Raw genomic sequence first — 21026 nt, 5'->3', positions numbered from 1 at the left:
AGCTCGCCTCGGGGGGTGAATCGACCGGGCTTTGCCCGGGCGAGAGGGGGACGCGAGGCGTCCCCCTCGGGACGAAAGAAGCCTAGAACATCGAGCGGTTCTTGAACCGCTCGATGTTCTAGGCGCCAGAGGGCGCCCGGCGGCGAGCACGGATCACGGGATGTTGGCGCCGGACGTGGTGAGCGTCTCGTCCGTGCCATCGTGGCGCACGGCGCGCGCGTTCACGCGGTACTTGAAGGTGTATCCCTCGAAGCTCGGGCTGTTCGTCACGTCCCGGCTGACGATGGTGCCCTCGCAGTGCCCCTCGAGCGTGAGGATGTTGTCCCAGACCCACGTGGCGTTCCGGGTCGTGGTTTGGAGGTTGATGTACCCGCCCGTGATGTCCTGCCGTTGCAAGGTGTATTCGATCTTCGAGTTGACGCACTTCACCGCATCGGTGGCCTCGGGCCACGACGCCCACGCGCCGAACCGATAGTTCCGGTTGTAGGCCACGTTGAAGTCGTGGATGAGCGTTTTGCGATCGGTCGACAGGCAGCCGCCGTTGGGCCAGACCTGGTGGCGCGAGTACTGGTCATGATTGTGACTCATGGACGGGCCTGTGATGTCGCTGGTCACGTTGGCGCCGGTGCTGCCCCCAGGGGGGCAGACGTCGTTCACCGTGGTCGTCGCCAGAAGCTCGGCGGAATCGATGTTCTCGTCTTCGAGCTCGATATCGCTGGCGTCGGCCACGCATCCGACGTTCGTCACGGCCATCGCGAGCAAGGAGCACAAGAGCAAGGTCTTTTTCATGGTCACGTCATTCCTTATCGTCATGGCTCCATGGGAATCATCCCGGGCCACGTGCCCAGCATCGGCGCAGATCGAGGCGTGCAACAGGCTCGCCCCATGGTGCGGCGCGCGGACGTGGAGCGCGATTGCACCTCGCATGCCAAGGCCCCCCCGGAATGCCACGAGCGCGCGTAATGCCGCCCTTTCGCGAAGGTTTGCCTTCGGAACGCGCGGGCAGACTGCTGGCGTGAACCCTCACTTGCTGCATGCGCGCGCCGGCAGGAGTGCGGTAGACTCTCGTTCGTGTCCACGAAACGAACCCTTCCTTTCGCGGGGGTGATCGGCTTGCTCGGAATGCTGGCCGCCGCCCCCGCGCACGCCTACTGCCGGACCAGCACGACGAGCGCGCCGACCGTCGACGGGCACGTCTGCACGCCGGCCCAGAAAGACGACAGCGGCCTTCCCGTCTTTTGGGGCATGCCGCGGATCACGTACTCCGTTCAGGTGGACGCCTCCAAGGACATCCCGTTCGACACGGCCCGCCTCGCCATCCGCACGGCCTTCGACGCGTGGACGTCTGCCGACTGCGAGGGACAGCCGCCGCGCCTCGAGCTCATCGAGGGCGCCCCCGCGATCTGTGCGCTCGACGAATACAACAAGGACCGCGGCAACGCGAACATCATCTTTTTCGTGGACGAAGGCTGGAGCGACGACAGCTTCAAGCTCGCCATCACGACGGTGACGTTCGACGTGAACAGCGGCGAGATCTACGACGCCGACATGGCGCTGAACACCACGCACTGGCCCTTCACGACCAACGGCGCGCCGGACGGCATCGATCTCCTGTCGGTGCTCACCCACGAGGCCGGCCATTTCCTCGGGCTCAACCACTCGCCCGACCCCGAGGCCTCGATGACCGCGCACTACCAACCGCCGGAGCAGATGGACATGCGCAGCCTCGCCGAGGACGACCGCGCCGGCATCTGCGCGATCTACCCGCCCGGACCCCTCGCCGACGGCTGCGACGCGACGCCGCGGCACGGCTTCTCCGCCCTGTGCGCCGAAGACCAATCCGGCCCCGTCCTCGACGCGCCCCCCACCGGCGAGCGCTGCTGCTGCCTGGAAGGGGACACGTGCGTCGACGGCATCTGCGTCGAGGCGCCGGGCGGCTGCGCCTGCACGACGCACCCCGCCCCGCTCGGCCCGGGGGCCGTCACGATCCCTCTCGCTGCGCTCGTGGCCTCCCTGCGGCGACGTCGGGCCGCCGGGGGCAGGAGGGCGCAAGCCCCCTCGTGAGCGTACGGGTCAGAGGCCGATGTTCATCACGGGGAAGAAGGGGAGGCCGCCGTGCTTGGACAGGTTCACGAGGCCGATCTGGACGCCGCGGAGGCGCTCGGTCTGGTTGACGAGGCCGATCTGGACGCCGCGGACGTGCTTCGAGCGATTGAGGAGGCCCATCGTGGCGCCGGTCAGGCGCTCGGAGAAATTGATGACGCCGAGCTGCATGCCCGTGACCTCCTCGGCGTTCGCGAAAAACCCGGCCTGGAGGCCGTGCATGTGGTCCTTCACGAGGTTGACGAAGCCGAGCTGCGCGCCGAACTGGTCGTCGCCGGTCATGTTGACGACGCCGATCTGCGAGACGCCGTAAAACTCCTGGCGCACACCATTGAAGGCGCCGATCTGGAAGACGCCCCGGAAGTCGTCGTCGACGAAGTTGAAGAGGCCGCCGAGCTGCAGGACGCCCGAGAAGGCGTCGTCGACGTAGTTGAAGAGGCCACTCGCCTGAAAGACGCCCTGGAACTCCTGGTCGACGTACGCGCCGAGGCCGAACTGGCCAAAGCCGTGGAAGCCCTCGTCGGCAAGGACGTTCGCGACGCCGGCCTGGAAGACGCCGTAAAACTCGTCGCCGGCGATGTTGACGACGCCGAGCTGGCCGATGCCGTGAAAGTCCTCGTCGACGCCATTCAAGAGGCCGACCTGGAGCGCGCCGTAGAAGCGCTCGTCGGCCAGGTTCAAGAGGCCGAGCTGGGCGACGCCGCGGAAGTCGCCGTCCTCGACCGAATTGACGGCGGCGAGCTGCGCGATGCCGGAGAAATGGCCGTGGTCGATCTTGTTGTACGCGCCGAGCTGGAGCGCGCCGACGAACCCGCCGCCGCGCGGGCCGCCGCCGTCCCAGTCGAGGCCCGCGCCGATGACGTTGTAGGCGCCGAGCTGCAAGGCGCCGATGAACGCGTCGGTGCCGTTGCGCGTGCCGATCTGCGCGAGGCCGAGGAAGCGGTGCGTGTCGTTGCGGACGAGGGCGTACTGCGCGAGGCCCACGAAAAGGTCGGTGACGACGTTGCGGTAGAGGGCGATTTGCGCGCCGCCGTAGACCTCCTTCACGAGGTTCCGGCCGAGCGTGAGCTCGACCCCGCCGCGGAAGACACGCTCGACGTTGGTGTGCAAAAGGCCGATCTGCGCGAGGCCCGTGAAGTGCTCGGCCTCGGCGCCGAAGAGGCCCACCTGCACGCCGCCGTAAAACTCCTTTGCCGAAGGCGTGACGAGGCCGAGCTGGGCGACGCCGGCGAAGAGGTCGGCCTCGGGGAAGACGCCCGGGTGCAGGAAATACCAGCGGCTCGGCTTGGGCGGCAGAGGCGGCGGGACGTACGGCGGCGGTACGTACGGCGGCGGGGGAGGCGGCGGCGGCGGCGTGTCCGTGGCGACGTCGACGGGCGGCGGCGGGACCTCCAGGGGAGCATCGATCGGCGGGGGCGCCTGCTCGGGCGTGTCGACGGCAGCTTCCTGGGCCCACGCGCGGGGCGCGGTCGTGGTTACGGCGCCCAGCCCGACGAGGAACGCGACGAGCCCCCTGCGCCTCGGATTGCAAATTCCCATGTCGCTCGGCATGAACGCAGTACTCCGGGGAGAGCTTACAGGAAGGCTCCCGAGGAAAACCAGCGCGGAGGCGGCTAACGGTTCGGCGCGCTACCTTCGGAACGCGCTCGGGTCGACCTGGTACTTGAGCATTTCGCCGAGGAGGTCGTCCTCCGTGGCGACGACGCGGAAGCCGAGCTTCTCGAGGATGCGGCGGGACGCGAGGTGCCAGGTGAACGTCGAGGCCCGGACGGCGCGGACGCGCGGCTCGGCGAGCGCCCACTCCACGGACGCACCCACGGCCTCGAAGCCGTAGCCCTGCCGCTGCGATTCCTCCTCGATGCCGTACGCGACCTCGACGAGGCCCTCCGCGTCCGGTCCCCCATGAAAAACCACGCTGCCGATGACCCGCGGCGAAGGCTCACGCGAGAGGGCGACACGATCCCCCCACAGCCGATGGTCCGGATCGGCGCGCACGGCGTCGATCCGCGCGAGAAACGCTCGCTCGACGAGCGCGCGGCCCGGCCACGCGGCGGGCATCTTGGCGCCGAGGAGCGCCTCGGTCTCCGCGCGGCGCCCATCGAACACGGCCTCGACGACCTTCACGGTCATGGGGATCATCTCAAGGCGGTCGGTGATGATCTTGGGGCACGACACGCACTACATTTCTCAAAGCTTCGGCGCTCTCGCAAGTGTCAACGGCCGACGCGCTGCGGCGAAGCGCTTGACAGCAGGCGCGCCCGGGTATGAAAACCAATGGGCGCGCATGGCCCTGAGGACCAAGCCCCTGCCCAACGGAACGCTGGTCGCGCGGCGGTTTCGGATCCGCTCGCTTGCCGGCCGCGGCGGCATGGGCGAGGTCTACCGCGCCCGCGATCAGGAGACCGGAGAAGAAGTCGCGCTGAAGCTCTTGCATACGGACGCGACGTCGCTCGATACGGAGCGCTTCGCCCGGGAAGCGCGAATTCTGTCCGAGATCCGCCATCCGCGTGTCGTGTCGTACGTGGCGCACGGGCAGAGCGAAGAGGGCGCGCATTTCCTGGCGATGCAATGGCTGGAGGGCGAGGACCTCGCAAAACGCCTGGCGCGCGGGCCGCTGTCGACGCGCGAGGCGCTGCTCTTGCTCCGGCGCATCACGGAAGGGCTCGCGGCGCTGCACGCGCGGCGCGTGGTGCACCGGGACCTCAAACCCTCGAACGTGCTCTTGCGCGGCGGGGACATCGATCAAGCGACGATCGTGGACCTCGGCATCGCGCGATCGATGGGGCCGTCGACAGGCATCACCGCGACGGGTCGTTCGATCGGGACACCCGAATACATGTCGCCGGAGCAGGTGGACAACGAGCAGCCGATCGGCCCGGCCTCGGACATGTTCTCGCTCGGCTGCATCCTGTTCGAGTGCCTGGCCGGTCGGCCGCCCTTCGTCGCGCCCGATGCGGTGCTGGTGATGTCGAAGATCCTGAGCGACGAGGCGCCCGACCTCCTGCCGCTCCGGCCCGGGGTGCCGCCGGCCGTGGCGGCGCTCGTGCGGAGCCTGTTGCAGAAGGACCCGGACAAACGCCCGGCGAGCGTGTCGGACCTGCTCGACGAGCTGCCGGCGTTGTTCGAGCTCGGCGCGCGGAAGGGGGCGTTCTCGCCGGCGGTCGCGCGGGACTTGCAGGAGCTCGTCAGCGTGCTCGTGCTCGCGCCGCCCGCGGGGGCCCCGCGCGAGGAGCTCGGGCGGATCCTGCTGCGAAACGGGGCATTCTCGCAAGGATGGCGGCCAGAAGGGTGGCTCGTGGCGGCGTTCGCGCGGTTCGGCGGGGACGCGACGGATCAAGCCGCGGCGGCGGCGCGCGCGGCGCTCGCGGTGAAGGCGGCCGCCCCGGAGGCGACGATCGCGCTCGCGACGGGGCCCGGGTTCGTGTCGGGCGAGCAGCCGGTCGGGGACGCCGTGGATCGCGCCGTGGAGGCGGTCCGCGAGGAGGACACGCCGCGCGGGGTGGTGCTCGTCGACGCGGTCACGGCGGGGCTCTTCGGAGGTCGCTTCGAGACGACCCACGAGGGCGGGCGACTCCTGCTCACCGGCGGCGGGACGAAGCAGGACGAGGCGCGGCCGCTGCTCGGAAAAACCATGCCGTTCGTGGGGCGCAAGCGCGAGCTCGACCTGCTCCTGGGGGTGTTCCGGGCGACGCGGGAGGAGCCGCTTTCGAGGGCGGTCGTGGTGGTCGCGCCGGCCGGCATGGGCAAGTCGCGGCTCTTGCGAGAGCTGCGCGCGCGGATCGAGGCACGCGGGGAGGAGGTGCTTTTCCTCGTCGGCCGGAGCGAGCCGTTCGGGACGAGGGCGTACGCGATGCTCGCCGACGCGCTGCGAGGGCGCGGGCCGCGGGAGCTCGGGACGACGAACGAGCGGCAAGTGGCGTCGGGCTTCGTGGACGGGCGGATCGTGCGGGCGCAGATCGAGCAGACGGTGCTCGAGTACCTACGCAGCGCCTGCGCCGCGGGGCCGGTGGTGCTGGCGCTCGAGGACGTGCACCACGCCGACGCGCGGAGCGTGCGTCTCGTGGAGCGCGCGCTCGTGGAGCTCTCGGATCAGCCGCTCTTCGTGCTGGCGCTGGCGCGGCCGGACGTGGAGGACGTCTACCCGCGGATCTGGGGCGATCGGGCCGAGCGGATGGTGCTGTCGCCGCTCGTTCGTCGCGACGCGGAAGAACTCACGCGCGCGGCGCTCGGCCCGGACGAGAGCGACGCCGTGGTGGAGCGGATCGTGGATCGCGCCACCGGCAATCCGCTGTTCGTGGAGGAGCTCGTCCGGGCCGCGCAAGCCGAGGGCGAGGAGGGGGAGCGGCCGGCGACGCTCGTGGCGATGCTGCAAGCGCGGCTCGGGCGGCTCGGGCCGGACGCGCGGCGGGCGCTCTGCGCGGCGAGTATCTTCGGGACGCGGTTCTGGCGCGGGGGCGTGCTCGCGCTGATGGATCGGGAAGGGCAAGGGGCCTTCGTGGATCAGGCGCTCGCGGCGCTGGTGCGCGCGGAGCTCTTGGAGAAGCAACGAACGAGCACGCTCGCGGGGGACGTGGAGTACGCCTTCCGGCACATGCTTGTGCGCGAGGCGGCGTACGGGCTGCTCGGCGAGGAGGAGCTCACGCTCGGGCACGCGCGGGCGGCGGCGTTCCTGGAGGCCGCGGGCGAACAGGAAGCGCAGGTGCTCGCCGAGCACTGGCAACGCGGCGGCGACGCGGCGCGCGCGCGGGTGCTGCACGTGCGGGCGGCGCGCGAGGCATTCGAACGGAACGACCTCGCAGGGACGCGGGCGCACGCGGCGAAGGCCGAGGCGCTCGGCGCGGAGGGGGCGGAGCTCGGGCTCGTGCGCGGGATGGCGTGCTGCATTCTGTACTGGAACACAGCGTGGGCCGAGGCGTGCCTGATGGGGATCGAGGCGCTGCCGCTCTTGCCGAAGGGCTCGACGTGGCACTGCCGGGTGCTCGGGCTCGTCTGCACGTTGACGGGGCTCGGGGTGAACGCCGAGGCGTTCCCGGGCTACCTCGACGAGCTGCTCGCGCTGACGCCGGAGCTTTCGGCGCAAGGGGCCTACGCGGAGTGCCTCGGGCGGCTGCTTTGCCTGCTCGCGATGCGGCTCGATCGCGGGGAGTCGCACAAGGCGCTCGATCGAATGCGCGAGACGCTGGAGCGAGCGGGCGCAGTGGATCCGAGCGCGCACGGGTGGGCGCGGCTCGCGGCGTACGAGTACGGTCGGACGACGACGAACGAGCCGCTCGTGCTGCTGGAGATCATCGAGGACGCGATGCGCGCGTTCGAGGCGGCGGGGGACGCGCGAATGCGGGCGCTCTGCGTGGCGCGCATGGGCGAGGCGCTCGGGTCGCTCGGGGCATTGGGCGAGGCCGAGGCGCGGTTCGTGGAGGCGGAGGCGCAGGCGACGGCGCTGGACGACACGCTCACGAAGACCGGGGTGCAGCTCCTCCACGCTGCGTTCCTGGCCGAACAGCCCACGCAGGAGGCGCGCGAGGAGGCGCGCGCGCTCGCGGATGTGCTCGCCGTGGAGACGGGGGTTGGGCCGTTCGACGTGGGGATCGCGTGGGGGATCGCAGCGCGGGTGTCGCTCGCGGCAGGGGACGCCGCGCGGGCGCTCGCCGAGGTGGATCGGGGGCTCGGGGTCGTCGATCGGATGGGCCTGCGGCGGCTGTCGCTCACGGCGACGCGGATCCGCGCGCTTTCGCGGCTCGGGCAGGCGGCGGAGGCCGAGGCGCTCGCGCGCGCGGCGCTCAGGGAGATGCGGGCGGCCGGCGGCCTCGGCGCGGGCGAGGTGGATTTGCGGATGGCAGCGGCCGAGGCGCTGCGCGCGGCGGGTGATGTCGAGGCGTTCGAGGGGGAGCTTCGCGCGGCGCTGCGGCTGCTCGGGCGCGAGCTCGCGGATGTGCGGGATCCGGAGGGACAAACGCGGCTCCTGCGCGACGTGCCGGCGAACGCGCAGGCCGTCCGGCTGGCGCGGGAGCAATTCGGCGAGAGCGCTGTACTCACGTGGCTGGCGAGCTAGCCTCGCGTTCTAGCGCAATACCGCGCAGGCGGCGTACCCGAGGATGACGGGGCCCTCGCGCGTGGCCGTGGGCGTGGGGGTCCAGCCACGCGCGAGGCGCGCTTCAAGCATCTCCGCCGCGGTCGGCTTGTGATCCCAGACGGCGACCGCCGTCAATCCGCCCAGTCAGGTGGTGTCGTAGACGAGATACACGCCGGCCGGATGTTCGAGGACGACGTCGTGGTTGTATTCGTCCTGCACGACCACGTCCGCGACGAGCCGTGGCGGGGTGAGCGCGAGGCCCCAGCGGACCACGTCTTCGAGGGTGCGTTGCGAGGAGACGAGCGACGCGATCACGCGCCGCGCGCCCGGTTCCACGTCCGTCCGCCATTCGATGTCCATGGCCCAGGGATCGTGACGCGTCCGGGCGCGCGCTGCAATGATCGACCCTACTCCACGTTCGTGTTCAAGATGCCGCCGCTGCCGCCCCCACCGCCGCCGCCCGGCGGTCTACGTCCGAGGATCGGGCCGCTGTCGACGGGCGCGCGGGCGCCGCGGATCGCCGGCAGGACGACCGGGAGGAAACCCTGCGTCGCCCGGAGGACGGTGGCGTCCCCGGCCGGCCCGTAGTTCTCGAGGACGACGTTCTGGCCGGTCACGATCATGCCGAGCGACGAGAAGAGCGCGCGCCCGGATTCGAAATCGTCCCGGCCATTGCCGGGGACCTCTTGGAGCTCGACCTCGTGGATCGTCCGCGAGGCGCCGTCGTTCAGGTGCTCCTGGTCGAAGCTCGGGCAGGGCGCGGCGACGCAAACGACGCCGTTGTGCCATACACGATGGAACGCGCCGCGGAGCTCGGCCGGTTCGAGGGCGACCCAGGCAAACCGGAGCGAGAGCGAGCCGAGGCCGCTCTGGCCCGGGAAGAGATCCCCGAAAAGGACGGCGCGCGTCGATTCTCGCTTTTCCCCGATGGCCTCACGAATCGTGCCGTCGACGCCGGCGAGCATGAGGAGGCTGGAGAACTGGATATCGGCGACGTAACACTCGTCGGCGAGGGTGCCGTCGGCGCAGACCGTCTTGTCCTGATTGACGGCGGAGACGAAGATCCCCCCGCAAAGGGGATATGCGCAGCGGCGAAGATCCTGCCTGGCCGTGTAATAGGTCGCGAAGGAGATATCGGCTTCGTGTTCTGCCGTGGCCTCGGGTGCCGTGGAGGCATCGGAGGCGAGACATCCTGCAAAAAGAGGCGCAATGGCAAGAGAGGCAGCAACAAGGGTGCGGTGGGGTGACACGAATACCTCCTCCCGCCGCTCCCCAGCAAGCCGGGTGCCGCCGTCCGGTCCCGCCGAAACCCGGCCGGGCTAGTATTTCTGGAGAAATGCCCGGAGGCTCGGTTCGAGCTTCTGCCGTTGGGCCACGCAAAGGGAGATCGCCTCGAGGGACTGCGCGAGGGATCGCGGAGCGCCGACGATCTCGGCGACGCGCCCCTCGAAGACACGCGCGACGGCAGCGCGGCTCGTGTCGTCGCAGGAGCCCTGGAACAGGAGGGGGAGGTAGCCGAGCGTCTCGCCCGGCATACGCGCGACGAGGGTGCTCCAGTTCTTTTCGACGTATCCGAGGGATCGGTCGAGCATTCGCTCGTCCTGGCCGAGGAGCCACACGGCTTCGCGTGCATCGAAGCCGCCGCCGAGCACGAGCGCGAGCGATTCGTCGACGAGGGCGTGATCCCGGAAGCTCGAGAGCGCTTCGAGGAAGGCGCCGCGGCGGCGCTCGTCGCGCTCTTTCTTGACGGCCTCGCGCAATCGGTCGAAGAGCGCCCGATCGCCGCCGTGTCGCGCCGCGAGGACGAGCGCAGGTCCGGCGATGTCGAGCGGAGCCGCCCCCGGGTCAGCGAGGAAACGCGCGGCGAGGGCGCGGACCTCGGCGAGCAGGGCCGGATCCTCGCCGCGATCGGCGACGAGCGCGACGAGGAGGGGGCGGAGGAGCGTGGTGGCCTCGTCCTCGCCGGGCTTCGGGAGGAGCCCGAGGGCGCGGGCGCGCTTGCCGAAGGTGCGGGTGACGAAATTCGCGAAGCGCGGCCGGAGGTCGGCAGGGACGTGCACGTCGCGGACGCGGTCGACGAGCGTGGCGGCGCCTCGTTCGAGGTAAGGCTCCGGCTCGGCGACGACGCTCGGGACGAGGGAGAGCACGTCACCGGGGCCGAGGGCGCCGCTCTCGACGAGGGCCGAGGCGTCGTCGAGGAGCGCGAGGCGCTCGGGCAACCCGAGGAATTTTCCTTGCTTGCCGAGGAGGCGTGCGAGGGGGTCCTTGCCGAGGTCGACGTGATAATAACCGATGCCGGCGTCTTTCAGGGCAAACGCCGCGGGGCACGCTTTCGCCTTGTCGAGCGGGAGCTCGGCCGTCTTCGTGGTGAGGAGCGTGCAGGCGCGCGCCTCGGGGCCGGTTCCATACCGGAGACAAACCGGGATCTGCCAGGTCGATTCGGCCGCACCCGCGGAGCCGGCCGGGAGCCAGCGCGATTGGGAGAGGTTTACGGTGGGGGGTTTGCCCTTTTCGCACGAGAGCTCGGCCTTGACGAGCGGGACGCCGGGTTGGTCGAGGAACGTCGCGAACGCGGGTCCGATCTCAGGGCCGGTTTCGGCGGAGAGCGCGCGCAGGAAATCGGCCGCTTTTGCATTGCCGTGGGCGTGCTCGTCGAGGTAGCGGCGGACGCCGCGCTGGAACTTCTCGGGGCCGACGTAGGCCTCGAACATGCGGAGGACGGCCGCGCCTTTCTGGTAGGTGATGCCGTCGAAGGCATTGGCGATGTCGTCCTGGGTGCGGATCTCCTGCCGGATTTTCCGCGCGCTGAGCAGGCCGTCCTCGCCCATGGCATACGAGGCCGAGGCGACGCGGCGGGTGTCCTCGTGCCAGGACGGGGCAAAACGCTCGACGGTCTTGCTGCCCATCCAGGTGGCGAAGGCCTCGTTGAGCCAGATGTCCTCCCAGTAGTCCATGGTGACGAGGTTGCCGAACCATTGATGGGCGAGCTCGTGGGCCATGGTCGCGGTGAAGGCGCGCCGGAACATCGGCGTCTCGTCGGCCGGCGCGGCGAGCGATCTGCGGGCGCCATACGTGATGAGCCCCGGGTTTTCCATGGCGCCGAACGAGGCGAGGCGCGGGACGGCCACGACGTCGAGCTTTTCGTACGGATAGGCCGATCCGAGGTACTCTTCGAGGATGCCGAGCAGCGGCGGCGTGGTCTTGGCCGCGAACGAGGCTTTGCCGGCGGCGCCGCGGGGGACGGCGAGGCGGACCGGGATCTTGTTTTTCCCGGCCGTGCCCGCATCGACGAGGTCGAAGGGCCCGACCGCGAAGGCGACGAGGTAACTCGGCAAGGGCTGCGTGGGCGCGAAACGGACGAGCTTCATGCCGCCCGGCTCCTTGGTCTCGCCGAGCGCCGGCGTATTCGAGAGGGCGACGTCGGCCTCGCGCACGCGGAGCGAGATTTGCCAGGGGACCTTCACGCCCGGGTCGTCGATGCAAGGAAAGACGCGGCGCGCAGCGGTGGCCTCGAAATGGGAGAAGATGTACGAAACGCCGTCGGCCTCCTCGCGGAAGGCGCCGTGATCGTCGAGGGACGATATCGCGCCGCGGTATTTCACGACGAGGCGCGCCGAGCCGGCCGGCGCCGGGGTGTCGAGCGCGAATCCGACGAGGTCGCTTTTCGTGGGCACGACGCGGAGCGGGAGGTGCTTGGCCGCGGCCTCGATACGAGCTTCCTCGACGGTGAGGTGCTCGGCGTGGAGCCAAAGGACACGCGTGGGCTCGGCGAGGCTCAGGTCGATGGTGATTTCGCCGCGGAGGACGTCGTCGCCCGGGACGAGGGTGAGCGTCGCGGCATAACGAAGCGGAAGCACGGCGCGCGGGAGGCGCAGGCCCGTCGGAGGCGCGGGGAGGTCGGCCGCGGGCGCGGCGGCCTGGGGTTTGGCGGCGGCGACGGGCTCCGGCGGCGGCGCGGGCGGCGGCGGAGCAGCGGAACAAGCGACAGTCGTGGCGAGGAGCGCGAGGAGCGAGCGAGGGGATTTCATGATTCGGCTCGGAGGGCGGGCGGAAGCGCGCGCATGGTGGCACGAGGCGCGCCCGAGAGCACGATGGTTCGGTTTCCGCGGCGGCCGCCACCCCTCGCCATGACGCCGCCATCCCGGATTAGGGCATTTTCATGCACGACAGCGGCGTTTTTTCCTGGCACGTCGTTCGCTCAGGGGCGGGGCATGCAGCCCAGGAAGCGGAAGGGCGAGGCGGGGCTCGACGACGACGTCGATCTCGTGCTCCGCCACGTGTCCCGGCAATTCCCCCGCGAGGTGGCGCGCGCGCTCTGCGACGCGGGCGGGCCCATCGAGCCCCTCGGATGGGTGGACACGCAGGTGACGGGGCGCCAGCGGAGGCTCGATCGCGCGCTTTCGGTGCAAGTCGGCGACGAGCGGCGGCTGCTCCACGCGGAGTGGACACTCACGATGAACGAGGAAATCGCGTTCCGCGTCTTCGAATACCACAACCTGACGGCGCTCGCGGCGGCCGACGAGGCGCGCGGGAGCCGAGGCACGCCGCTGCCGATCGAGAGCGTGGTGATCGTCCTGTCCGGTCGGGAAGAACCCTGGCCGACGCACGCCGCGTACCGAACCTCCCCAGCGCAGGCCCCGTTTTGCGGGGTGCGTTTCCGGATCGAGCCGGTCTACCAGCGCACCGTGGCCGAACTCGAAGCCCGCGGGAGTCCGTTCTGGATGATTTTCACGCCCCTCGCCGTCGACGCGGATGCGCGCAATCTGGAGGCGGTGCTGGAAGACCTGCGTGCCCGGACGAACGAACGCGACTTCGCAGAGCTCGGCGCGGCGATGGTCGCCTTGGCGGGTGCGGATAGGAGGCAGCGGAGACTCGCGGACGTGGTACACTCCTGTTTGTCGCGGGAGATCGTCATGCAAAACCGGATCTACAGAGAAGGAAAGGCGATGGGGATCGAGGAGGGGGTCGTCCAAGGCCAGCTCGCGGTGTTCGCGCGCCAGGTCGAGCGACGGCTCCGACGCCCCCTCCGCACAGACGAACAGGAGCAGCTCGCCGAACACCTGCGGGTGGACGGTCCCGACGTCGTGGCCGATGCCATTTTCGACCTCGAAAGCCGCGAGCTCTGGCGTTCGCTTCTGGCGCCGAGAACGTCGACGCAATGACACGCCTCCATTCTCGGGTGCGCCGGTAGAGAAGCGGGTCCGTGGTATACCCGGGCCATGCAAAAACGACGGGTGTTCTCGGGCGCGGAGTGGGAAGCACGCGTGGGGTATTGCCGCGCCGTGGCGGTCGGGTCGCACGTGTATGTGGGCGGGACGGCGCCCGTCGCAGCAGGCGGAGGGACGCACGCACCGGGGGACGCGTACGCGCAGGCGATCCGATGCTTCGAGATCATCGAGGCGGCGCTGCAGGAGCTCGGCGGATCCCTCGCGGATGTGGTTCGCACGCGGATGTACGTGACCGACATCGAGCGCTGGTCCGAGATCGGGCGCGCGCACAAGGAGAAAGTTGGCGCCCACGCGCCCGCCGCGACGATGGTCGAGGTGCGGCGGCTCATCGCGCCGGACATGATCGTGGAAATCGAGGTCGACGCCTACGTCGAGGGCGCCTGAGCCGGGCGCACGCGCCGCCGGCTCATTGCTCGAGCACGAGGACCGATTTGTCGTAATAGGACGCGACGACGGCGCGGGAGCTGTCGCGCGTGACGTCCACGGCGCAGACGCCGGGGCCCGTGGGAATCGTGGCGACGATGCGGAGCGGGTCGCCCGCGATGACAGCCACGCCGCTGCCCTTCGGAGGCCGCTCGGTGCCGCCGAGCGCAACGAAGAGCGTGCGGCCGTCGGGCGAGGCCGCGCCCGCGCAAGGTGAGCCGTCGAGCATGAGCGTGCTCGTGACCTTCATCGTGGCGAGGTCGACGACCGTGACCGTGCGCGCCTTGCTGTCGAGCGTGACGCCGAGGCGATCGTCGTTCAGGAGGAACCCCTGCTCCGGGCTCAAGCCCACGGCCGTCGACTTGACCTGCGTGGTCGCAGCGATGTCGAGCAGCACGGCCTTGTTCGAGACGCGGTCCGGGAAGAAGAGCGTGCCGCCATCCCGAGAGATCGTGCCCGTGCGCGGCTCGCGGCCGACGAAGATGCTGCGGCGCGTGGCGCCAAAGGGCTCCTCGCTCGGGTCGAAGAGGTCGATCCACGCGCCCGCCGCGCGGCCGCCGTGCGAGAGCGCGCCCATCGCCGCGATGTACGGGCGGTTCTCGGCACGGACGAGGAAGAGCTGGCCCGTCGCATGCGGCAAGGTGATGTCCGCGAGGCGCACGCCCGTCGGCAGGTCGAAGCGCGCGACGCGCTTGCCGTCGATGGTCGAAGCCACGACGCTGCGTCCGTCCGGCATCGGGACGATCTCGCCTGGGCTCTTGCCGACGTCGAGCAGCACGGGATCCCGATCCCACGTCGACGTATCCATCACCGGGATTCGCGCCGCGTCCTCGTGCCGGAGGACGGCGACGTACCGGTCGAAGAGCATCCGGATCTCGTCGCCCTGCGCCGGCACCGACGCCTTGTGCACGAGTTCGCCCGTCTTCAGCTTGTACTCGCGCAGCGTGGCGTCGTCGGCGCTGACGTAGACGCTCGTGCCCTTCGGGTGGAAGACGACGTCGAGCGGGTGGGCGTCGCCGAGGCGGATCTCGCGGGTCTTCCAGCGCTTCTGCGGATCGGCGGGCGTGGGCTCGGGCTCGGCCTCGATCTCGGGGCCGATCGAGCCGGGACGCGGCGCGCCCGCGGCGCTGCTGGATCCCGCAGGATCGAGGTTCGTCAGCGGCGGGGCCTCGCCGACGGGGGACTCACGCCCACCGACGACGACGGCGAAGAGCGTCCCGGCGAGCGCAATGCCGCCGAGGATCACGCGCGGCACGCGCGGCTGCGCCTCCGGGACGAGCCAAGCCTTGCACGCGCGGCACTTGTGCGCCCCGAAGACGATCGGCGCTTTGCAGGCAGGGCACGGGACGCGCTGCTGGCTCATCGCACCACCCACGCGACCTTGGCCCAATCCGAGAAGACGAGCGCCATGCGGCCGTCCGGCGTCAGCCGCACGCGCTTGGGCTCGCCCGAGAGCGGAAGGAGCTTCACCGCGTAGGACTCGAGATCCACGAGCGCGAGCGAGCCCGCGCCGTCGCCAGTGAGCGTCACGAGCGCCTGCTCGCCGTCGGGCGTGACCACGAGGTCGGTCGCCCGCCCGTTGAACGGGATGTGCCGCGCAAGCTCACCCTTCACGAGGTCGAAGACCTCGAGCGCGCGTCCCTCGTGGCAACGCACGAGCGCGCGGCGTCCGCGACGCACGAGCTCGATTTGCTCGGGCTCATCGCACGTCTGGATCCGCTCACGACGCCGCACCGCGCCCGAGGGCAGCCATTCGAGCGGCACGAGCGCGTCTTCGGCGCGGAGGACGACGTAACTCGCGCTTCCGTCCGGCGTCATGAGCACGCTGACGGGGTTGCCCAGCATCGACGTGCGCACGCGGTCCTGTTGCGACGCGAGGCGGCTCGGATCAAACGCATACACGGCGCCGCCCGCGGGATCCCGCAGGCCCGGCAGCGGGACCTGGCCCGTCGTGCCGAGCGCGCGCGTGCCCGTGTCGTCGACGCCCATCGGCCCCACGGGGTCGTCGCCGAAATGGATGCGGTCGATCTCCGCGTGGTACTCCGTCGCCAGGATCGCGACCGCGTGCGCCGACGGCAACGACACGAGCGCGCGCCGGCCGTTCGCTCCGACCGAAACCTGCCCGACCATTGCGCCGAGATCGATCGTCTTTTGCAGGCCCGTCGTCGCTGCGTCGACGACGTAGAGCCGCTGCGGCGAGGTCGCGTAGAGGTGCTCGCCGACGCGGTAGAGGCCCTTGATCTGCGGCGCATCGCTGACCAGCGTGACGAGCGCGCCCGTGCGCGCGTCGTGGACCTCGATGCCCGTGAGCAGCGCGAGCGCGAAGCGATCCGCGTCGAGCGGCAAGGCGTCGGAGACGTCCTTCGGCAAGGCGAAGGGCCCCGTCACGAGGGGTTGCTCGCCGAGGTGTCCGACATCGTTTGGCTTTTGCCAGACGCACTGGCCGACCTGGCAAGCCTCGCCGTGCCAGCAGGGCGAGGTGCAGGTCGGCGTGACGACGCTCGGCGAGCGCGAGGCGGCCTTCGGCGGGAGGAAGCGGCCCGGGGCGAGGCTGCGGAGGGCGATGCCGGTCGCGAGCACGCCGGCCATCGCGAGGCCCGTGACGAGCGGGCGCCAGTGCAAAGACAGCCAGCTCGGCGCCTTGACCGTCACCGCGCCCGTGCGAAGGCTCTTGCTGCCGGCGAGGGGCTCGTCACACTCGGGGCAGAGATCGACCCCAGGCGCCACGGACTCCAGGCACGTCGGGCACCGCAGCCGCTTCTTGCCGGCGTCGCGGACGGAGATCGGCGCGCTGGTCTTGGCGGGGGTCAGGGGAGGCGGTGCGGCGTCGTGCACGTTCGGCCGGTGAATACCCCGAGCGCGTCCCGGCGTCGAGGGGGGCGAAGCCGATCCGCCCGAGGCAGCGATGGGGTTTGGGGCAAAGGCCGCCGTGAGGCGAGCCGAAGCCCCCATGTGGACGTAAGATGCCGGCGTGACTCTCCGAACCCTCTCTCCGTTCCTGCTGCTCACGGCGCTCCTCGCGAGCGCGTGCGGCGGGAGCCAGCACGCGGACGGCGGCAGCGCCGTCGAGATCCAACGGCCCAAAGAGATGGCGGACCTCGTGCCGCGTGAACGCGAGACCGTCGAACGGCTGCTCGACGAGCAGATCGCGCCCTGCCCCGACCAGGCCGTGCCGCTCTCCGTCTGCCTCGACGAGAAGCGACCTTGCAAGGCCTGCGATCCCGCCGCGCGTTTCCTCACGGAGCGCGTGAAAGCCGGCCTCGGCCGCGCCGACGCCGCGCGCGCCTACGAGATCCGCTTCGGGAGCAAGGTGACCGCGGTCGACGTCGCCGGCTCGCCGATGAAGGGCTCGGCGTCCGCGCCCGTCACGATCATGGTCTGGTCGGACTTCGAGTGCCCCGCGTGCCGCCGGATCGTGCCGATCGTCGAGCGCGTCGCCGCGGCACACGAGGACGACGTGCGCCTCGTGCACAAGTTCTACCCGCTGCCGAGGCACACCCACGCGGAGGTCGCGGCCCGCGCCGCCTACGCCGCCCAGCGGCAAGGGCGCTACTGGGAGATGGAGCACGCGCTCTTCGAGAACCAGGACAAACTCGGCGAATCCATGATCGGCGAGATCGCCGAAGGGCTGGGGCTCGACATGGGCAAGCTGCGGGCGGACATGCAATCCGAGGCGGCGACGAAGACGATCGATCGGGACAAAGCCGACGCGGATCGAGCCGGCCTGATGGGCACGCCGTTCATCCTGATCAACGGGCGCGAGTTCGACCTCGGCCTCTTCAAGCCCGAGCCCGACCTCGACGCGTGGGTCACGATGGAGATCGAGATCGCCCGCGGGCGCTAGCGGTTGACGCCCGCGACGATGATCGCAGCGATCCACACGAGGATCGCGGAGCCGGCGAGGATCAAGGTCGCGAGATCATCCCGCCAGCGCACGCGCAGCGGCACGAGGTCCTTCTCGGGCAGCGTGACCGTCTTGACGAGCGCATGGATCGGCAGCCCGCCCGGCCGCATGCCCTGGGGCATCGAGGCCGGGTAGAGGCCCATGCTCTGGAACCGCGCGACGCCCGCGCGTTGCCGATCGCCGACGCCGGGCACCGCGCTGCCGATGGCCATCGCGCGGAACCACGGCACACGCTCGTAGGCGTTCGGCATCGCGAGCACGCCGAAGACGATGCGGAGCCGATCGAGCAGCTCGCGCACCTCCACGAGGTGCTGGTAGGCGCGGATGCGCGTCTCGACGTGCTCCTCGCCCGAGAGCTTCGCGAAGCAGAACATTTCGAAGCGCGCGGCGAGCCCGTCGATCTCCTCACGGATCTTCGGCAGCGCGTCCTGCGGCGCGACCTCCTGGTGCAGCGTGAAGCCCCACGGATCCTCGCGCTTGCGCTCGGCCGTCCACTGGAACACGTCGGCGAAGCCCCACACCGTGTCGAAGCGGGTGAGGATCACGTACGTGGGCACGTCGCCGCCGAGGTGCCGGCCGATCTCCACGAGCACGTCGCGGTAGTTCTTCGCATACGCCTGCACGCCGGCCTCGTCGAGGTCGGCGAAGGCCGCGACGTTGAGCACGAGGATCAGCGCGTCGAGCGGCTCGCGTGGCCGCTTGCGCAAGAGCTCCTCGCAGAGCGCTTGGAGCAGCGCCGGATCGCGGCGCGGGCCCATGACGTGGCCCTCGGGCTCGATGAACGCGCACTCCTCGGCCATCCAGTACGTGCAGAACGGCGTCGAAGACGCGGGCGGCAAGGGCCCGTCGCCGCCGGACCACGTGAGGAACTGCGAGCGGATCGCCGTCGTTCGCCCCATCCCCGGATCCCCGACGACGAGGTAGATCGGCACCTGGTAGGGCGGCTTCTTGCTCGGGTGCTTCTGCGCAATCGCCGCGAGCAGCGCGTCGATCTCCTGGGTGAACGGGCCGATCTCGTTCGCCATCACTTGCCCCCGACGGCAGAGACAATGATCAGGATCAAGCCCACGACCACGAAGAAGATCCCGATCCCGCGGGCCATCCACAGCGATTTCCACCAGGGGTTCTGGTGGTCGATCGGGCGCACCGTCTCCTCGCGCACGGGCCGCAGCGCGCCCGCGTGCCAGTCGCGATCCGGGTCGACGCCGAGGATCCGCGCGACGTCGATGCGCGTCTGCGTCGCGCCGTACTGCACCTGGCCGGGCAAGCCGAACCTGCCGAGGAAGCCGAGGCCGAGCACGACATAGTACGTGGCGAGCACGCTCTTCGGGCCTTCCTTCACGCGATCGAGGCGCTGGTAGAACTCGACGCCCGCGTTCGTCGTATGCCAGCGCGTGGCCTGCAGCGAGTATTGCGACCAGAGGGGACGCAGATCCGGCAGGCTCATCGCGATCTCGTCGATGATCGCGGCGATGGCGAACTGGCCATCGTCGGACGAGACGACGGGCAGCTCGTCGCTCGCCTTCGAGCTCTTGAGCTCGTTCATCAAGGAGTTTGCCTGCTGGAGCAGGTGCTCCGCAGGCGGACGCCTCGGGGACTGGCGTACCGCGCAAATCCAGAGGAGCAGCTCCTCGCCATACACGCCGATCGAACGTTCCACGCGGCCGGGGAGCATAACGCGAGTCGCGCCCCGGGGAGGAAGACTTCTGTCGTGATCGAGCTCTGTTCGGCGGCGCCCACCGCGCATATGCTGCCGGCCCTCTGCCGAAGGAGCGTTCCTCATGTCCGAGATTCAAAGCGTGATGGCCCGTGAGATCCTCGATTCCCGTGGCAACCCCACCGTGGAGGTCGAGGTCAGGACGACCAGCGGCCTGGGGCGCGCCGCCGTCCCGAGCGGGGCCTCGACAGGCGCGTACGAGGCCGTCGAGCTGCGCGACGGCGACAAGAAGCGGTACCTGGGCAAGGGCGTCTCGAAGGCGGTGCGCAACGTGGAGACCGTCCTCGGCCCCGCCGTCGTGGGTATGGACGCTCTCGATCAGTCCGCCGTCGACAAGGTCCTCATCGACGCCGACGGCACCTCGAACAAGGGCAAGCTCGGCGCGAACGCGATCCTCGGCGTCTCGATGGCCGTGGCGCGCGCCGCCGCCGACACCGTGGATCTGCCGCTCTGGCGATACCTCGGCGGCGCCGCCGCGCGTGTCCTGCCGACGCCGCTCATGAACATCCTGAACGGCGGCGTGCACGCCGACAACGGCCTCGAAGTGCAGGAGTTCATGATCGTGCCGTACGGCGCCGTCTCGTTCGACGAGGCGCTGCGCATGGGCGTCGAGATCTTCCACACGCTCAAGGGGATCCTGAAGAAGTCCGGGCACGTGACGGCCGTCGGCGACGAGGGCGGCTTCGCGCCGCGCCTCGCCACGAACGAGTCGGCGCTGCAGGAGGTCATGCGCGCGATCGAGGCTGCCGGCTACAAACCCGGCGAGGACATCGGCCTCGCGCTCGACGCCGCGATGAGCGAGTTCTTCGACGCCGAAAAGGGCATCTACACCTTCGACAAGGGGCCGAAGACGCCCGAGGAGCTCGTCGCGGTGTACGAGGAGCTCTCGAAGCGCTACCCGATCGCCTCGATCGAGGACGGCTGCGCGGAGAACGACGACAAGGGCTGGAAGCTCATCTCCGAGCGGCTCGGCAAGAAGGTGCAGCTCGTCGGCGACGACCTCTTCGTCACGAACCCCGAGCGCCTCGCGCGCGGCATGTCGGACGGGATCGCGAACGCCATCCTGATCAAGCTGAACCAGATCGGCACGGTCACCGAGACGCTCGACTGCATTCGCACCGCCGGCGAAGGCGGCTATCGGTCGATCATCTCGCACCGCTCCGGCGAGACGGAGGACACGTTCATCGCCGATCTCGCGGTCGCCACGAACGCGGGCCAGATCAAGACGGGCTCGTCTTCCCGCTCGGATCGCGTGGCGAAGTACAACCAGCTCCTCCGCATCGGCTTCGAGCTCGGCGAGGGTCAGGTCTTCGCCGGCCGCAAGCCGTTCAAGCGCTGATACGCGCGGAGACGCGCACAAAACAGAAGCGCCCCGAAGCCTTGGCTCCGGGGCGCTTTCTTTCGGGCCGGCTCTCGCCGGGCCCTCACGTCTTACCAGCGATCGCCGCGATCGCCGCGACCGCGATCCCGACCGCCGCCGCCGCCGCCGCGACCGCCGCGCCGATCGCCGCCGCGACCGCCGCCGCCACCACCACGACCACCGCCGCCGCCACCGCCGCCGCCGTAGCCACCGCCGCCGCC

At 70.3% G+C, this 21026-nt stretch carries 16 protein-coding genes; 6 read left to right on the top strand and 10 right to left on the bottom strand.

Features of this window, described 5'->3' with window-relative positions:
- Nucleotides 1–153: 153 nt before the first annotated feature.
- Nucleotides 154–789: a hypothetical protein gene (locus QHF89_RS47525; protein WP_136971916.1), complete on the bottom strand. Its 636-nt coding sequence runs from the start codon at nucleotides 787–789 to the stop codon at nucleotides 154–156.
- 282 nt (nucleotides 790–1071) lie between these two features.
- Between QHF89_RS47525 and QHF89_RS47520 the strand changes: the two genes are divergently transcribed.
- A complete protein-coding gene (locus QHF89_RS47520) occupies nucleotides 1072–2064 on the top strand; it encodes a matrixin family metalloprotease (RefSeq protein ID WP_136971917.1) in 993 nt (330 codons plus the stop codon).
- Nucleotides 2065–2073: 9 nt separating this feature from the next.
- Here the strand turns inward: QHF89_RS47520 and QHF89_RS47515 are convergent, their stop codons facing one another.
- Together QHF89_RS47515 and QHF89_RS47510 are read right to left on the bottom strand one after the other, a co-directional pair.
- Nucleotides 2074–3654: an LA_2272 family surface repeat-containing protein gene (locus tag QHF89_RS47515; protein ID WP_284721903.1), complete on the bottom strand. Its 1581-nt coding sequence runs from the start codon at nucleotides 3652–3654 to the stop codon at nucleotides 2074–2076.
- Between the two features lie 78 nt (nucleotides 3655–3732).
- The gene (locus QHF89_RS47510; RefSeq protein ID WP_284721902.1) at nucleotides 3733–4233 is read right to left on the bottom strand and encodes a GNAT family N-acetyltransferase; all 501 of its coding nucleotides are present in this window, start codon (nucleotides 4231–4233) and stop codon (nucleotides 3733–3735) included.
- A gap of 154 nt (nucleotides 4234–4387) precedes the next feature.
- On the opposite strand from QHF89_RS47510, the gene QHF89_RS47505 reads away from it, so the two are divergent.
- On the top strand, nucleotides 4388–8152 hold the full coding sequence (locus QHF89_RS47505) for a protein kinase domain-containing protein (protein ID WP_284721901.1): 3765 nt from the start codon (nucleotides 4388–4390) through the stop codon (nucleotides 8150–8152).
- Nucleotides 8153–8317: 165 nt separating this feature from the next.
- Here QHF89_RS47505 and QHF89_RS47500 read toward each other — a convergent pair whose 3' ends face one another.
- The 3 genes from QHF89_RS47500 to QHF89_RS47490 all read right to left on the bottom strand — a co-directional run bounded on the left by QHF89_RS47500 (nucleotide 8318) and on the right by QHF89_RS47490 (nucleotide 12201).
- The gene (locus tag QHF89_RS47500; protein ID WP_136971921.1) at nucleotides 8318–8533 is read right to left on the bottom strand and encodes a hypothetical protein; all 216 of its coding nucleotides are present in this window, start codon (nucleotides 8531–8533) and stop codon (nucleotides 8318–8320) included.
- 47 nt (nucleotides 8534–8580) lie between these two features.
- The gene (locus QHF89_RS47495; RefSeq protein WP_136971922.1) at nucleotides 8581–9423 is read right to left on the bottom strand and encodes a DUF6748 domain-containing protein; all 843 of its coding nucleotides are present in this window, start codon (nucleotides 9421–9423) and stop codon (nucleotides 8581–8583) included.
- Nucleotides 9424–9492: 69 nt separating this feature from the next.
- Nucleotides 9493–12201: a M1 family metallopeptidase gene (locus QHF89_RS47490; protein ID WP_136971923.1), complete on the bottom strand. Its 2709-nt coding sequence runs from the start codon at nucleotides 12199–12201 to the stop codon at nucleotides 9493–9495.
- Between the two features lie 99 nt (nucleotides 12202–12300).
- On the opposite strand from QHF89_RS47490, the gene QHF89_RS47485 reads away from it, so the two are divergent.
- Together QHF89_RS47485 and QHF89_RS47480 are read left to right on the top strand one after the other, a co-directional pair.
- Nucleotides 12301–13335 (top strand): RpnC/YadD family protein, encoded by a 1035-nt coding sequence (locus tag QHF89_RS47485; protein WP_136971924.1) that lies wholly within the window; start codon nucleotides 12301–12303, stop codon nucleotides 13333–13335.
- Nucleotides 13336–13392: 57 nt separating this feature from the next.
- Nucleotides 13393–13785: a RidA family protein gene (locus QHF89_RS47480; RefSeq protein ID WP_136971925.1), complete on the top strand. Its 393-nt coding sequence runs from the start codon at nucleotides 13393–13395 to the stop codon at nucleotides 13783–13785.
- Nucleotides 13786–13807: 22 nt separating this feature from the next.
- Here QHF89_RS47480 and QHF89_RS47475 read toward each other — a convergent pair whose 3' ends face one another.
- Both QHF89_RS47475 and QHF89_RS47470 read right to left on the bottom strand, forming a co-directional pair.
- Nucleotides 13808–15187 carry a YncE family protein gene (locus QHF89_RS47475; protein ID WP_136971926.1) on the bottom strand — a complete coding sequence of 460 codons (1380 nt, stop codon included), beginning with the start codon at nucleotides 15185–15187 and terminating at the stop codon, nucleotides 13808–13810.
- Nucleotides 15184–16659: a YncE family protein gene (locus QHF89_RS47470; protein WP_136927738.1), complete on the bottom strand. Its 1476-nt coding sequence runs from the start codon at nucleotides 16657–16659 to the stop codon at nucleotides 15184–15186. The genes QHF89_RS47475 and QHF89_RS47470 overlap by 4 nt, the downstream gene beginning before the upstream one ends.
- Nucleotides 16660–16795: 136 nt before the next feature.
- On the opposite strand from QHF89_RS47470, the gene QHF89_RS47465 reads away from it, so the two are divergent.
- Complete coding sequence (locus QHF89_RS47465; protein ID WP_136971927.1) at nucleotides 16796–17668, top strand: DsbA family protein; 873 nt, start codon at nucleotides 16796–16798, stop codon at nucleotides 17666–17668.
- Here QHF89_RS47465 and QHF89_RS47460 read toward each other — a convergent pair.
- Together QHF89_RS47460 and QHF89_RS47455 are read right to left on the bottom strand one after the other, a co-directional pair.
- The gene (locus QHF89_RS47460; protein WP_136927740.1) at nucleotides 17665–18753 is read right to left on the bottom strand and encodes a type VI secretion system protein; all 1089 of its coding nucleotides are present in this window, start codon (nucleotides 18751–18753) and stop codon (nucleotides 17665–17667) included. The two genes, QHF89_RS47465 and QHF89_RS47460, sit on opposite strands and share 4 nt — an antisense overlap.
- A complete protein-coding gene (locus QHF89_RS47455) occupies nucleotides 18753–19388 on the bottom strand; it encodes a DotU family type IV/VI secretion system protein (RefSeq protein WP_136927741.1) in 636 nt (211 codons plus the stop codon). Before QHF89_RS47455 ends, QHF89_RS47460 begins: the two co-directional genes overlap by 1 nt.
- Before the next feature lie 121 nt (nucleotides 19389–19509).
- Here QHF89_RS47455 and eno point away from each other — a divergent pair, with 121 nt between their 5' ends.
- Nucleotides 19510–20784 (top strand): phosphopyruvate hydratase, encoded by a 1275-nt coding sequence (gene eno / locus QHF89_RS47450; RefSeq protein ID WP_136971928.1) that lies wholly within the window; start codon nucleotides 19510–19512, stop codon nucleotides 20782–20784.
- The last annotated feature ends 242 nt before the right edge of the window (nucleotides 20785–21026 follow it).

Origin of the sequence: Polyangium sorediatum, assembly GCF_029946465.1 — a bacterium.
In the GTDB taxonomy this organism is placed as follows: Bacteria; Myxococcota_A; Polyangia; order Polyangiales; family Polyangiaceae; genus Polyangium; species Polyangium fumosum.
This window is presented reverse-complemented; position numbering and strand designations above follow the sequence as displayed.